Here is a 13,370-nt window from a genome sequence, read left to right on the forward strand (position 1 = left end):
TTGTCTAAAGTTACATTCCGTGTGGTACACCCCGGAGTATGGAGATTTTTTTTCGCGATGAAAGGAATGAAAACTCCTCAAAAATGAATTTTTTTTAATTTTGAGGAGTTATTATGGCGCTCAAGATATAGACGAAGCGTCTTCCGGTCTTGCTGTGTCCAATATTCGAAATCTTCCCGCGCTTCATCTGCCCATGATTTAATCATCTAAATTTACCTTATGGACTGTGCCTCCCATTGGATTCCATCTGCGCGATGGAATATCTGAGCCAGGATTCAATCATTCCTTTTGCTAAGCTTGAGAAAAAGGAAGACGAAAACGCTTTTTGATAAACGAAAAGACGTGTCTTCCTTTTTTATTTGGATTTGTCACATTGGTTATAAGTCCAATAAATCAGTAAAGAAACATGATTTTTTGTGATAAAATATTAAAAGCAGTGTAACTTAAAATATAAATAGAAGGGATACGTGAGAAATTTATATTGAAAAGGAATGAAGGAACGGTCATAAGAGTTTTCTTCATCTGGAAAAAATCGCGTTCGGATGCGATTGTCACCCGAATGGTTTGTACAAGAAAGCAACCGGCTCGTGTGGGCGAGCCGGGCATTCCTCCTTGGCAAAAAGAGATTCGTCAATGAGTAAAAAAGTAAAAGTCAAAGTAATGCGGCTAAGGAGGAAAAAATGAAAACAGAAAAAATGATTTTAGGACAAGACTGTGTGTTCAGCACAGATTGCGAGGAAACGAATCTCAACAACAACATTCTCGTTTGCGGTGGTTCCGGGAGCGGCAAGACGATGTCGATCGTGGAGCCGATGCTGCTCGAAACGTTTTCTTCATCGCTCGTCGTGACTGTGACGAAACGTCGAATCGTGGATATGTACACGCCTTTGTTTTTGGAACGAGGCTATCGGGTCGTGGATTTGAATTTAGCCGATATGGCAGGAAGCCGCTATTTTTACGATCCGATGGACGACGTGCGTTCCGAGCACGACATTGTCGATTTGGCAAGGCGCATCGTATGCGCCAAAGGTACAGACTGGCGCGGCGATCCGTATTGGGATGAAACCGCGATTGATCTTCTAAGCGCGGAAATCGCACTTATTTGGCAAAACGACTGGTTCGACAAGTCGATGCGCTCGGTCATGGAATTTCATTCGTCGATGCAGTTTCGGCCATCGCGCAACCACTTCGCGATCGAAGAGAATCAATGGTTTCAGGATATGGACCCGGACACGATGGCGGCGCAGCGGTGGAGCACCTTTAGCAAAAATTCCGAAAAGACGGCGCGCTGCATTTATTCGGTCGTCAGTAGCGCCTTGAACAACTTTTTCAATCCGGATTTGTTCGAGGATCTCGAATTGAAATCCCGGATGAATTTTGACGAGCTGGTGGATCGGAAAACGATTGTGTGGATCACGGTCGATCCGGCGGACGCGACGACCCAGCGTTTGACGAATTTGATATACGAGTACGCGATCCAGCGCCTGTTCGCGCTCGGCGAGCGGGAGTGTTTTGGCAAGCTCCCGATTCCGGTTCGATTCGTCTTTGACGACTTTGCGACCGCAAGCACCTTGGAAAGCTTTCCGCGCATGATTTCCGTCATTCGGGAAAAGGGCATTTCCGCCACGATCCTTTTGCAGTCGGAGTCGCAGCTTGTCGCGATGTATGGCGCGGGCGACGCGCAGACGATCATCAACAACTGCGACACGTACGTGTATTTGGGTGGTATGGATCTCGATACGGCGAAAAACGTTTCCCAACGCCTGCTTTTGCCATTGAAAGACGTGCTGTATATGCCGATTGGATTGGAATACGTGTTTCGAAGAGGGATGTATCCTATGGTGGTGGAGCGGTACCGGATTCGTGACAACGTGTTGTGGCAAGCGACAAAAGCACGTTATGAATGCGCTGAAATCGAATACTGCATGTAAAGAAAGGAAAAGAAGAGGATGAAAAATATAAAAATCTGTCTGTTGATCGGGGCGTTACTGTGCGGATGCGCAGCCCCGACTCCGGAGAAACCGGAGAAGAGCGAAGACAAAACGACACAAAAACAGGAAATCAATCTTGAGAAAAATGTGAAAGGTTTGGAATTGGATAAACTGTACATGGAAGTGAAGACAAAAGGAAATGACTTCCTGAAAGGAATCACGTATGACAAAAAAGTTGTCAAAGAAGTTTTGGTTGATACATCGAACGTAAATTATGAAAAAGAAGGTACATATGAAATTGTCTATACAATCGTTCCGGTCGATTCCAAAATGGAACCGGTAGAAAAGAAAGTACAAATTGAAGTTGTATCTCCTGAAAAAGCTGAGGAATTGAAAAAAGAGGGACACGATGTTATCACAAACGAAACCGTAAACGAGGATAAGAAACAAGAAGAATCTGAAAAGAAAGAGGAAGAGTCAAAAGGTGAAGAACAAAAACCTTCGACTGGCAATTCTAATAGTGAAACTACAGGTTCAGTTTCTAGTGGAAATAACAGTACCGGATCGGGCAATAATGCTGGAAACAATGGTTCCTCAACAAATACAGGAAGCAATACATCGAAGCCAAGCACAGGTGGTAACAGTAATCAAGGTTCACAAAAACCAAACACACCAAGCCATACGCACAACTGGGTACAGCAATATACGACTGTTCACCATCCAGAAAAAGGGCATAACGAACAGTATGTTGTAAAGGAAGCATGGACGGAGAGTGTGCCAATTTATGAAGAAGTTGCATTAACAATTTGTAATACTTGTGGAGCCGATATTACTGGAAAAGTAAATCCTCATATTGAAGCCCATATGTTAAATGGAGAAAATGGTTCTTATAGAACAGAATGGAAGACTATTCAAACTGGAACCAATACCATCAATCATCCAGCCGAATATGGAACTCGTTATGTAGTCGATCAAGCAGCTTATGATGAACAAGTGCCAGCAGGATTCAAATGTTCTTGTGGAGCAACTAAGTAATAAAAATATAAGGAAAAAAATTTAGTCCTTTGCTTTCCGCGCAGAACAACCGTTATTTTGATCAACGCCTCCTTTGTCTAAACAGAGGAGGTGTTTTTACGAAGGAAAAGTGTACAAGTTACAGAAATCCTCTCTAAAAAAGAGAGGACAGGGTATTTGAAAAATCACTAAATCCGATAAAAATATAGCTTGGTATTGTGCTAAAATAAACCCATGAAAAGAAAAGGAATCATGATCTGCGGCTTGAACGGAGCCGGAAAAAGCACATTAGGGAAAGAAATCGCCTGCCGATGGAACGCGGAGTGGATCGATAACGAGCAGCTGTATTTTTCAAACGAAGGCGAATACGGCACGTTTTGCTCCAGCCAAACCGCCTGGCACCGGCTGTATGCCCGACTCGACGATCGGGCGCAAGCGAATACGCCATTTATTTATTGTTGTGTGAACAACGAGGATGACGACCTGCTCTCCTATCTGGACGGCATCGTGTATTTGTCGATCGGCAAGGAGGACTCGCAGGCCCGCATTCGCGAACGCTCCAAACGGCAGTTTGGCACCCGGCTTGCCGAAGACAAGGCGCTGCAGGAAAGAGAAGAGGCGTTTTTTGAAAGCGTGCGGCGCAAGGACACGGGCAAAATCGAACGATGGGTCGAAAATCTGGAACGGCAAGGCGTCCCGGTATTGCGGCTGGACGCGATGGCGTCCATCGAAGCCAACGCGAACCAAATCGAACGGTGGATCGCGATGATCAAAAAAAACAGGGTGGAAACGCAAGACATTGTGTGTTAAAATAGGACAGATCAAAAAGGGAAGATCCTTTTTACAGGGAGGATTTTATTTTATGAATAAACATTCGTTGCTATCCATACAAGATCTCAGTATTCACGACATCATGGAAATTTTACATGATGCACGAGTTTTTAATATTTCTCAACAAGATTGGCATTTGCCAATGCATAACGCATTGGTTGCTAATCTTTTTTTTGAGCCTTCGACACGAACGCACTACTCGTTCGAGAGCGCCGAATACCAGCTTGGCTGCTCCGTCGCCGACTTCAACTCCGCCTCGTCCAGCGTGACCAAAGGCGAGTCGCTGTACGACACCGTCAAGACGTTCGAGGCCATCGGCTACAAAGTGCTCGTCATCCGCCATCCGCAAGACGAGTACTTCAAAGAGCTCGAAGACATCGCGATCCCGATCCTGAACGCCGGCGATGGAAAAGGCAACCATCCAACTCAGTGCCTGCTCGACCTGTACACGATGTACGATGAGTTCGGCACGTTTGAAGGACTCAACGTCCTCATCTGCGGCGACATCGCCCACTCCCGCGTCGCGGCCTCCAACAAGGACGCGCTCGAGCGCCTGGGCGCCAACGTCCGCTTCGCCGGGCCAAAAGAATGGGAGCGGGAAGGCTATCCAACCATCGACATGGACGAAGGCGTGCGCTGGGCCGACGTCGTCATGATGCTACGCATCCAGAAAGAGCGTGGCGCCAGTCTGGCCGGCATCAGCGACGAGGACTACTTACACACATACGGCCTCGACCATCGCCGCTATGCAATGATGAAGGAAAACGCCATCATCATGCATCCCGCGCCCGTCAACCGCGGCGTGGAAATCGCCGACGATCTTGTCGAATGCGAAAAAAGCCGCATTTTCAAGCAAATGGAAAACGGAGTGCTCGTCCGCAAAGCCGTCATCAAACGCGCGTTCGGCTACTCCGCCTTCAAGGAGGATTGAATATGAAGAAAACGCTCATCCAAAACGCGCAGGCGCTCGTCAGCGGCCAGCTGCGCGACGTCGACGTGCTCTTTGACACGCGTATTCGAAAAATCGTGCCAAGAGGAACCCACATCGACGAGGACGCCACCATCGTCGATGGCACCGGCAAAGTGCTGCTGCCCGGTCTGGTCGACGTGCACGTCCATCTTCGCGAACCCGGACACACCGAAAAGGAAACGATCGCGACCGGTACGAAAGCCGCGGCCGCCGGCGGGTTCACGACGATCTTCGCCATGCCCAACGTCCTTCCGTTTCCAAGCACGAAGGAAGTCATGAAAGACTATTTGGCCCTGATTGACAAAGAAGCCGTCGTACACGTGCATCCGTACGGCACCATTACTATCAACGAAGCCGGAAAGGACATCGTCGACTACGCCAGCCTGAAGGAACTGGGCATCGAGTGGTTTTCTGACGACGGCGTCGGCGTCGCCCGTGACGATGTCATGAAAAAAGCGATGACCAGCGCGAAAGAAAACGACGTCCTGTTCGCCTGCCATACCGAGGACATGCGCTACCGCAAGCCGGGCGCCAGCGTCCACGAATCCGAATACGCGAAACAAAACGGATGGCTCGGCATTCCGTCGGACTGCGAATTCGCGCAGCTCGCCCGCGACCTCGACCTCGTACGGGATATCGGCAACCGCTACCACGCCTGCCACATCAGCGCCAAGGAAAGCGTCGAACGGCTCGCCCAAGCCAAACGAAACGGCTGCGACGTGTCGGGCGAAGTGACCGCCCACCATCTGCTGCTCGAAGACAAGGATGTGCAAGGCACGAACTGGAAGATGAACCCGCCGCTGCGCGCCCACGAGGACCGCATGGCCCTCATCGAAGGGCTCGAGCAAGGCAAGCTCGACTTTATCGCCAACGACCACGCCCCGCACAGCGTGGCCGACAAGGAAAAACCAATGGACAAGGCGCCGTTTGGCATCGTTTCTCTGGAAACGAGCTTCGCGCTGCTGTACACGGAATTTGTACACAAGCAAAAACGCTGGACGCTGCCGCAGCTCGTCGACTGGATGTCGACGACCCCGGCAAGGCGGTTCGGCCTGGAAGACATCGGCCACATCCGCATCGGCGCGCCCGCCGATTTGATTTTGGTCGATTTGGAAAACGAATACACGATCGAAGCGGATTGTTTTGAATCCATGGGGAAAAACACCCCGTTTGATCACGTGAAAGTGCACGCGCAAGTGTGCGAGACATTTGTGGACGGAAAGAGCGTCTGGAAAGGAAAAACAGCATGAAAGAAAGATACCTCGTATTGGAAGATGGAAGCGTCTACCGCGGAAAAGCGTTCGGAAGCGACGAGTTCAAAATCGGCGAACTCGTGTTCAACACGTCGATGACCGGCTATCAGGAAATATTGACCGATAACTCGTATTGCGGCCAAATCGTCATGATGACGTACCCGCTCATCGGCAACTACGGCATTAACCGAGACGACTACGAAAGCATCGTGCCCGCCGTTTTCGGTTTTGTCGTCAAAGACTATTGCGACGCGCCAAGCAACTGGCGCAGCCAGGAAACGCTCGACTCGTTTTTGAAACGCGAGAACATCCCCGGCATTTACGGCGTCGACACTAGAGCCATCACCCGCAAGCTGCGCGACCACGGCGTCATGAAAGCGACGTTCGCCAACCCGGGCGACGACATCGACGCCATCGTGAAATCGCTCAAGGAAGCCGACGATTTGCACGACCAGGTTTCCCGCGTCGCTAGCGGCAAGATCTTCCCGATCCCGAATCGCGGCAAAAAAGTCGTCCTCATGGACTTTGGTGCCAAACTCGGCATCGTCCGCGAGCTATCCAAACGCGGATGCGATCTCGTCGTCGTGCCTTACGACACCCCTGCCAGCAAGATCCTGTCGTACCATCCAGACGGCGTCATGCTCACCAACGGCCCGGGCAATCCGGAAGATGTGCCGGAAGCCATCGAGACGCTCAAAGAGCTCATGCCAAAAACCGTCGTGTTCGGCATCTGCCTTGGACATCAGCTCATTTCGCTCGCGTCCGGGGCTAAAACATACAAATTGAAATTCGGCCACCGCGGCGGCAACCATCCGGTCGTCGATCTGTCGACCGGGCAAGTCGAGATCACGTCGCAAAACCACGGCTACGCCGTCGACATCGACTCGCTCAAAGACACGCGGCTGGAAATGACGTATCAGGCGCTCAATGACAAAAGCTGCGAAGGCGTGCGCCATAAAGACTATCCATGCTTCTCGGTGCAGTTCCACCCGGAAGCGAGCGCCGGACCGGAAGACAGCCGGGATTTGTTTGATGAATTCATCGCATTGATGGACAAGGAGGGAAAACATGCCTAAACGGACAGACATTCATAAAATACTCGTCATTGGATCAGGACCTATCGTCATCGGCCAGGCGGCCGAGTTCGACTACGCCGGCAGCCAGGCGTGCCAGTCGCTGCGCGAGGAAGGCTACGAAGTCATTTTGATCAACTCCAACCCCGCGACGATCATGACCGACTCGACCATCGCGGACCGCGTGTACATCGAGCCGATCACGCTCGATTTCGCCAAACGCGTCATTTATAAAGAAAGACCCGACGCGATTTTAGGCTCTCTGGGCGGTCAGACCGGATTGAACCTCGTCGTCGAGCTGCACGAGGACGGTATTCTGGACGAGTATGGCGTCGAGATCCTGGGAACCGACTTGCACGCCATCAACCGGGCGGAAGACCGCGAGCTGTTCCGGGCCTTGATGCAGGATATCGAGGAGCCGGTACCGGAAAGCACGATCGTGCACACGGTGGAGGAAGCGGTCGATTTCTGCAAAGGCCTGGGCTATCCGGTCGTCGTGCGTCCGGCGTACACGTTGGGCGGAACGGGCGGCGGCTTCGCCGACGATGAAAAAGAGCTGCGCGAAATTTGCGAGGCTGGCTTGAAAATCTCGCCGGTCCACCAGTGCCTTATCGAGCAAAGCATCGCCGGCTACAAGGAAATCGAGTACGAGGTCATGCGGGACGCCAACAACAACGCCATCGTTGTGTGCAACATGGAAAACATTGACCCGGTCGGCATCCATACGGGCGACAGCATCGTCGTGGCGCCGGTCCAGACGCTCACCGACCAGGAAAACCAGATGCTGCGCAGCGCCTCGCTCAAAATCATCCGGGCGCTCAAGATTTGCGGCGGCTGTAACGTGCAGCTCGCCCTCGATCCAAACAGCTTCAAATACTATGTCATCGAGGTCAACCCGCGCGTGTCCCGCTCTTCGGCGCTCGCGTCCAAGGCGACCGGCTATCCGATCGCGAAGATCTCGGCCAAGCTCGCCGTCGGGCTGACGCTTGACGAGATTCTCAACCCGATCACGAAGACGAGCTACGCCTGCTTCGAGCCGGCTATCGACTATGTCGTGACAAAATTCGCCCGCTTCCCGTTTGACAAGTTCCCGAACGCCGACCGGCATCTGGGAACCCAAATGAAAGCGACCGGCGAAGTCATGTCCATCGGCCGCACGTTCGAGGAGTCTTTGCTCAAGGCGGTCCGCTCGCTGGAAATGAAAGTGGATCATCTGGAAAAGGAAGAGTTCAAATCCATGAGCAAGGAGGAGTTGCTCGAGGAAATCAAGCGCTGCGACGACATGCGCATCTTCGCCATCACGCAATGGATCCGCGACGGCTACGACTTGGAGACAATCCACGACGTGACGAAAATGGATATGTTCTTCCTGTCGCATTTGAAGCGCATCGTCGAATTTGAAACCGAGCTGAGAGAGCACGTCGAGGACGTCGCCGTTTTGGCGCAAGCCAAGGAATACGGCTTCTCCGACAGCTATATCGGCAAGCTGTGGGGCATGAGCGCGAAAGAGATCTACGATTTGCGCAAAGCCAACGGCATTATCCCGGTTTACAAAATGGTCGACACGTGCGCGGGCGAGTTCACGAGCGCCACGCCGTATTTCTACTCGACGTACGAGCAGGAAAACGAGTCGATCTGCTCCGACAAAAAGAAAATCGTCGTGCTCGGTTCGGGACCGATCCGCATCGGCCAGGGCGTCGAGTTCGACTACGCGACTGTGCATTGCGTGGAAACGTTGCGCAATGAAGGCTACGAGGCCATTATCATCAACAACAACCCGGAAACGGTTTCGACCGACTTCTCGATTTCCGACAAGCTGTATTTCGAACCGCTGACGACCGAGGACGTCATGCACGTCATCGAGCTTGAAAAGCCGCTGGGCGTCATCGTGCAGTTTGGCGGGCAGACCGCCATCAACCTGGCGGACTCCCTCGTGGAGCACGGCGTCAAGATCCTGGGCACGAGCCTGGAGGACATCGACCGGGCCGAAGACCGCCACGAGTTCGAGGCGATGCTGCGCAAGCTGGGCATTCCGCAGCCAAAGGGCGAAACCGCGACGACGGTGGAGGAGGCGCTCGTCATCGCCAACAAGATCGGCTATCCGGTACTTGTGCGGCCAAGCTACGTGTTAGGCGGCCGGGCGATGGAAATCGTCCACAACGACGACGATTTGCGCGTGTACATGGCGACGGCCGTGCAGGAAATCAGCCACGACGCGCCAATCCTGGTCGACAAGTACATCGTCGGCAAAGAGCTGGAAATCGACGCGATCGCCGATGGAAACGACGTGTACATCCCGGGTGTCATGGAGCATATCGAACGGGCGGGCGTCCATTCGGGCGACTCGATCTCGGTATATCCGACGCAGACGATTTCGCAAAAGGTGAAAGACACGATCATCGAATACGGCATTCGCATCGGCAAGGGATTCCATTTCATCGGTTTGTACAACATCCAGTTCATCGTGGACCGCGACGAGCAGGTGTACGTGCTGGAAGTCAATCCGCGCTCGTCCCGCACGGTTCCGTTCCTGTCGAAAATCACCGGGGTGCCGATGTCGACGATCGCGACTAAGGCGATTTTGGGCGAGTCGTTGAAGGAGCAAGGCTTCGTGCCGGGCTACCACGGCGACGATCCGGAACGCGTGTTCGTCAAGGCGCCGGTGTTCTCCTTCGCCAAACTGCGTGGCGTGGACACGGTGCTCGGGCCGGAAATGAAGTCGACGGGCGAGGCGCTGGGCAGCGACATCAATTTGGAAAAGGCGCTGTACAAGGCGCTGGTGGCCAGCGGCATCCAGGTGGCGACGCACGGCAACGTGCTGCTTACGATCGCCGACGAGGACAAGGAGGACGCTTTGGAGCTGGCGAAACGGTTCGCGAACATCGGCTATGGTATTTACGCGACGGAAGGCACGGCGAAGTTCCTCGAAAACCATGGCTTGTACATTCACCACGCGTCGAAAATCGAGGAAGGCAAGGACAACAGCGTCGTGGACATCATTCGCGACGGTCAGGTCAAGCTCGTCATTAACACGATGTCGACGAAAAACCGCAACAGCCGCGCCGACGGCTTCCTCATCCGCCGGGTGTCGGCGGAAAACAGCATTTCCTGCATGACGAGTCTGGACACGGCGTACACGCTGCTGAAAGTGCTTGAGTCGCTGAGCTTCTCGATGGTTTCCATGAACGAGATGGGGAAATAAGGATGAAGCAGGAAAACGCGAAAATCTTAGACAATACGAAAATCGCGAACGACGTATACAAAATGACGCTGGAAACGACGCTGGGACAGCACAGCCGGCCGGGACAATTCGTGGAAATCGAAGTCCCGGGCTATTTCCTGCGCCGGCCGATCTCGATTTCCGAAATCACGGACAACGGCCTGGTCATCGTGTACAAAGTCGTGGGCGATGGAACGAAGGCGATGGCCAACATGGAAGCGGGCGAAGCGCTCGATTTGTTCGGCCCGTGCGGCAACGGCTTTCCAAAAGCCGAAGGCGACAGCCTGCTGCTCATTGGCGGTGGCGTGGGCGTGCCGCCGTTGCTAGAAGTCGCCAAACAAAACAAGGACAAGGCGCTGACGGTCGTGCTCGGCTTCAATACGAAAGACGATGTCTTTTACGAAGCGGCGTTTCAGCAGCTAGGCGCCAATGTGTATGTGGCGACGATGGATGGCTCGTATGGCGTGCGTGGAACGGTCGTGGACGCGATCGAGCAGAAACACATCGAAAACCCGTTTATGATGGCGTGCGGCCCGCTGCCGATGCTCAAGGCGCTGGACGCCCGCTACGAACACGGTTACTTGTCGCTGGAGGCGCGCATGGCGTGCGGCATTGGTGCGTGTATGGGATGCGTGGTCGAAATGCGGGACGGCTCGATGAAACGGGTGTGCAAGGACGGGCCGGTCTTTGAAGTAAGGAGGGTCAAGCTATGATGGATTTGCGGGTGGAACTGCCGGGACTTCATTTGAAAAACCCGATCATTCCGGCGAGCGGCTGTTTTGGCTTTGGCCGGGAATACGCCGAATTGTACGACTTGTCGCTTCTTGGCGGCATCGCGATCAAATCGGCGACGCCAAAGGAGCGGCTTGGCAATCCGACGCCGCGCATCGCGGAAACCCCGATGGGGATGCTAAACGCGATTGGTCTGCAAAACAAGGGCGTGGACGCCATCATCGAGCACGAGCTGCCATTTTTGGCCCAATACGACGTGGAGATCATGGCTAACGTCGCGGGAGCGACCGAGGAAGACTACGTCGAGGTCATTAAAAAGCTCAACGATCAGCCGGTCGTGAAGGCGTACGAGCTCAACATTTCGTGCCCGAACGTCAAGCACGGGGGCATCGGACTCGGAACGGATCCTGCGTTGGCGGCCCATGTCACAAAAATGGCGAAAGCGGCGGCGACAAAGCCGGTGTATGTGAAGCTGTCCCCCAACGTGACGAACATCGTGGACATCGCGAAGGCGGTCGAACAAGCGGGGGCCGACGGGCTGGTGCTCATCAACACGCTGATGGGCATGCGGATCGACTTGAAGAGCGGCAAGCCGCTGTTGGCGAACAAGACGGGCGGCCTTTCGGGGCCGGCCATCAAACCGGTCGCCATCCGGATGGTGTACCAGGTGGCGCAGGCGGTGGACATCCCAATCATTGGCGTTGGGGGCATCACGTGCGCCGAAGATGTCTTGGAGTTTTTGCTGGCGGGGGCAAGCGCAGTCGAAGTGGGCGCGCAAAACTTTGTCGACCCGTTCGTGTGCGTGAAAATCATTGAAGAGCTGCCAAAGGTACTGGCGAAATACGGATATACGAGCATCCAGGATGCGGTAGGAAGGAGTTTTAAGCATGAGTAAGACGATCGTGGCGCTTGATTTTTCAAGCAAAGAGGAAGTCGTTGATTTTTTGAAGCAGTTTACCGAGCCGGTTTACGTGAAGATCGGCATGGAGCTGACGTACGCGTGTGGTTTGGAAATCGTGGAAACCGTCAAAAAGATGGGCCATCATATTTTCCTTGATTTGAAGCTGCACGACATTCCCAACACCGTCAAGGGCGGGATGAAAAACCTCGCCCGTCTTGGCGTGGACATGACGAACGTGCATTGTGGCGGCGGGATCGCGATGATGAAGGCGGCGGTCGAAGGGCTGAAAGAAGGCGCGCAAGGCGGCGAAAGACCGCTTTGTATCGGTGTGACGCAGCTGACGTCGACGTCGCAGGAAGCGATGAACGAGGAGCTCGGGATCGAAGGCTCGGTTATCGACTGCGTGCTTCACTACGCGCAAAACGCCAAAGCGGCTGGCCTGGATGGCGTCGTGTGCTCGGTGCACGAGGCGAAAAAGATCCACGAAGTGTGTGGCGACGACTTTTTAACGGTGACGCCGGGCATTCGGCTGGCTTCGGATTCGGTGGACGACCAGAAACGGGTCGCGACACCACAGCTGGCCAAAGAAGAAGGCTGCGACTATATCGTTGTGGGCCGCTCGATCACGAAAGCCAACGATCCGAAAGCGACGTACGAGCAAATCGAAGCGATCATGGAGGGGTAGACATGGAAGCGTATAAAAAAGAGTTTGTCGACTTTATGCTGGAGAGTGGCGTGCTTAAATTTGGTGACTTCACATTGAAGTCGGGGCGCAAATCGCCGTTCTTTATGAACGCGGGCGGCTATGTGACGGGTTCGCAGCTGAAAAAGCTGGGCGAGTTTTACGCCAAAGCCATCCACGACCGGTACGGGGACGATTTTGACGTGCTGTTTGGACCGGCGTACAAGGGTATTCCGCTGGCGGTGACGACGGCGATGGCATTCAGCGAGCTGTATGGCAAGGAAGTGCGCTATTGCTCGAATCGCAAAGAGGAAAAAGACCATGGCGCGGACAAGGGAAGCTTTTTAGGAACGAAGCTGAAAGACGGTGACCGGGTCGTCATGATCGAGGATGTGACGACGTCGGGCAAGTCGATGGAGGAAACTGTGCCGAAAGTCAAAGGCGCGGCGGATGTGACGATCGTTGGGCTGATGGTGTCGCTGGACCGCCACGAAAGAGGAAAAGGCGACGAAACGGCGTTGAAGGAAGTGTCGAAACTGTATGGCTTTCCGACGGCGGCGATCGTTTCGATGCCGGAGGTCATCGGCTACCTGGATCTGGATCCGGAATTGAAAGGACGTATCGACGCGTATTACGAGCAGTATGGTCCAAAAGAAGAGTAACGAAGCAAGGCGGGAGCATTCTCGCCTCTTTTTTGTGCCCCCCAAACTGTCATCTAAATTTCTTTAAAAAAGATATAAAAAGCAGTTGACAGTTGATAGGG

11 protein-coding genes are annotated in these 13,370 nt (G+C 53.4%); all 11 read left to right on the forward strand.

Features of this window, described 5'->3' with window-relative positions; translation table 11 throughout:
- Window positions 1-680: 680 nt before the first annotated feature.
- Window positions 681-1,931: a type IV secretory system conjugative DNA transfer family protein gene (locus tag E5336_RS11645; protein WP_135981273.1), complete on the forward strand. Its 1,251-nt coding sequence runs from the start codon at window positions 681-683 to the stop codon at window positions 1,929-1,931.
- An 18-nt stretch (window positions 1,932-1,949) separates the two neighbouring features.
- On the forward strand, window positions 1,950-2,966 hold the full coding sequence (locus E5336_RS11650) for a hypothetical protein (protein WP_135981274.1): 1,017 nt from the start codon (window positions 1,950-1,952) through the stop codon (window positions 2,964-2,966).
- 213 nt (window positions 2,967-3,179) lie between these two features.
- A complete protein-coding gene (locus tag E5336_RS11655) occupies window positions 3,180-3,755 on the forward strand; it encodes a P-loop NTPase family protein (protein ID WP_135981275.1) in 576 nt (191 codons plus the stop codon).
- A 52-nt stretch (window positions 3,756-3,807) separates the two neighbouring features.
- Window positions 3,808-4,707: an aspartate carbamoyltransferase catalytic subunit gene (locus E5336_RS11660; protein WP_135981276.1), complete on the forward strand. Its 900-nt coding sequence runs from the start codon at window positions 3,808-3,810 to the stop codon at window positions 4,705-4,707.
- Between the two features lie 2 nt (window positions 4,708-4,709).
- Window positions 4,710-5,996 (forward strand): dihydroorotase, encoded by a 1,287-nt coding sequence (locus E5336_RS11665; protein WP_135981277.1) that lies wholly within the window; start codon window positions 4,710-4,712, stop codon window positions 5,994-5,996.
- Entirely contained in the window at window positions 5,993-7,075 is a 1,083-nt protein-coding gene (gene carA / locus E5336_RS11670) for a glutamine-hydrolyzing carbamoyl-phosphate synthase small subunit (protein WP_135981278.1), read from the forward strand. The genes E5336_RS11665 and carA overlap by 4 nt, the downstream gene beginning before the upstream one ends.
- Window positions 7,068-10,274 carry a carbamoyl-phosphate synthase large subunit gene (carB, locus tag E5336_RS11675; RefSeq protein ID WP_135981279.1) on the forward strand — a complete coding sequence of 1,069 codons (3,207 nt, stop codon included), beginning with the start codon at window positions 7,068-7,070 and terminating at the stop codon, window positions 10,272-10,274. Before carA ends, carB begins: the two co-directional genes overlap by 8 nt.
- Before the next feature lie 2 nt (window positions 10,275-10,276).
- Window positions 10,277-11,005, forward strand: coding sequence for a dihydroorotate dehydrogenase electron transfer subunit (locus tag E5336_RS11680; protein ID WP_135981280.1), 729 nt, complete (start codon window positions 10,277-10,279; stop codon window positions 11,003-11,005).
- On the forward strand, window positions 11,005-11,919 hold the full coding sequence (locus E5336_RS11685; RefSeq protein WP_135981283.1) for a dihydroorotate dehydrogenase: 915 nt from the start codon (window positions 11,005-11,007) through the stop codon (window positions 11,917-11,919). Before E5336_RS11680 ends, E5336_RS11685 begins: the two co-directional genes overlap by 1 nt.
- Window positions 11,912-12,610, forward strand: a complete 699-nt coding sequence (pyrF, locus tag E5336_RS11690; RefSeq protein ID WP_135981281.1) for an orotidine-5'-phosphate decarboxylase — start codon at window positions 11,912-11,914, stop codon at window positions 12,608-12,610. Before E5336_RS11685 ends, pyrF begins: the two co-directional genes overlap by 8 nt.
- Window positions 12,611-12,612: 2 nt before the next feature.
- Complete coding sequence (pyrE, locus tag E5336_RS11695) at window positions 12,613-13,269, forward strand: orotate phosphoribosyltransferase (protein WP_135981282.1); 657 nt, start codon at window positions 12,613-12,615, stop codon at window positions 13,267-13,269.
- Window positions 13,270-13,370 lie beyond the last annotated feature (101 nt).

This window comes from Dubosiella muris (assembly GCF_004793885.1).
GTDB lineage: Bacteria > Bacillota_I > Bacilli_A > Erysipelotrichales > Erysipelotrichaceae > Dubosiella > Dubosiella muris.

What these genes read in the sequence shown, in the direction of transcription:
- E5336_RS11645 (WP_135981273.1), top strand. Translation starts at nt 681, where the DNA reads ATGAAAACAGAAAAAATGATTTTAGGACAAGACTGTGTGTTCAGCACA.
- E5336_RS11650 (WP_135981274.1), top strand. Translation starts at nt 1,950, where the DNA reads ATGAAAAATATAAAAATCTGTCTGTTGATCGGGGCGTTACTGTGCGGA.
- E5336_RS11655 (WP_135981275.1), top strand. Translation starts at nt 3,180, where the DNA reads ATGAAAAGAAAAGGAATCATGATCTGCGGCTTGAACGGAGCCGGAAAA.
- E5336_RS11660 (WP_135981276.1), top strand. Translation starts at nt 3,808, where the DNA reads ATGAATAAACATTCGTTGCTATCCATACAAGATCTCAGTATTCACGAC.
- E5336_RS11665 (WP_135981277.1), top strand. Translation starts at nt 4,710, where the DNA reads ATGAAGAAAACGCTCATCCAAAACGCGCAGGCGCTCGTCAGCGGCCAG.
- carA (WP_135981278.1), top strand. Translation starts at nt 5,993, where the DNA reads ATGAAAGAAAGATACCTCGTATTGGAAGATGGAAGCGTCTACCGCGGA.
- carB (WP_135981279.1), top strand. Translation starts at nt 7,068, where the DNA reads ATGCCTAAACGGACAGACATTCATAAAATACTCGTCATTGGATCAGGA.
- E5336_RS11680 (WP_135981280.1), top strand. Translation starts at nt 10,277, where the DNA reads ATGAAGCAGGAAAACGCGAAAATCTTAGACAATACGAAAATCGCGAAC.
- E5336_RS11685 (WP_135981283.1), top strand. Translation starts at nt 11,005, where the DNA reads ATGGATTTGCGGGTGGAACTGCCGGGACTTCATTTGAAAAACCCGATC.
- pyrF (WP_135981281.1), top strand. Translation starts at nt 11,912, where the DNA reads ATGAGTAAGACGATCGTGGCGCTTGATTTTTCAAGCAAAGAGGAAGTC.
- pyrE (WP_135981282.1), top strand. Translation starts at nt 12,613, where the DNA reads ATGGAAGCGTATAAAAAAGAGTTTGTCGACTTTATGCTGGAGAGTGGC.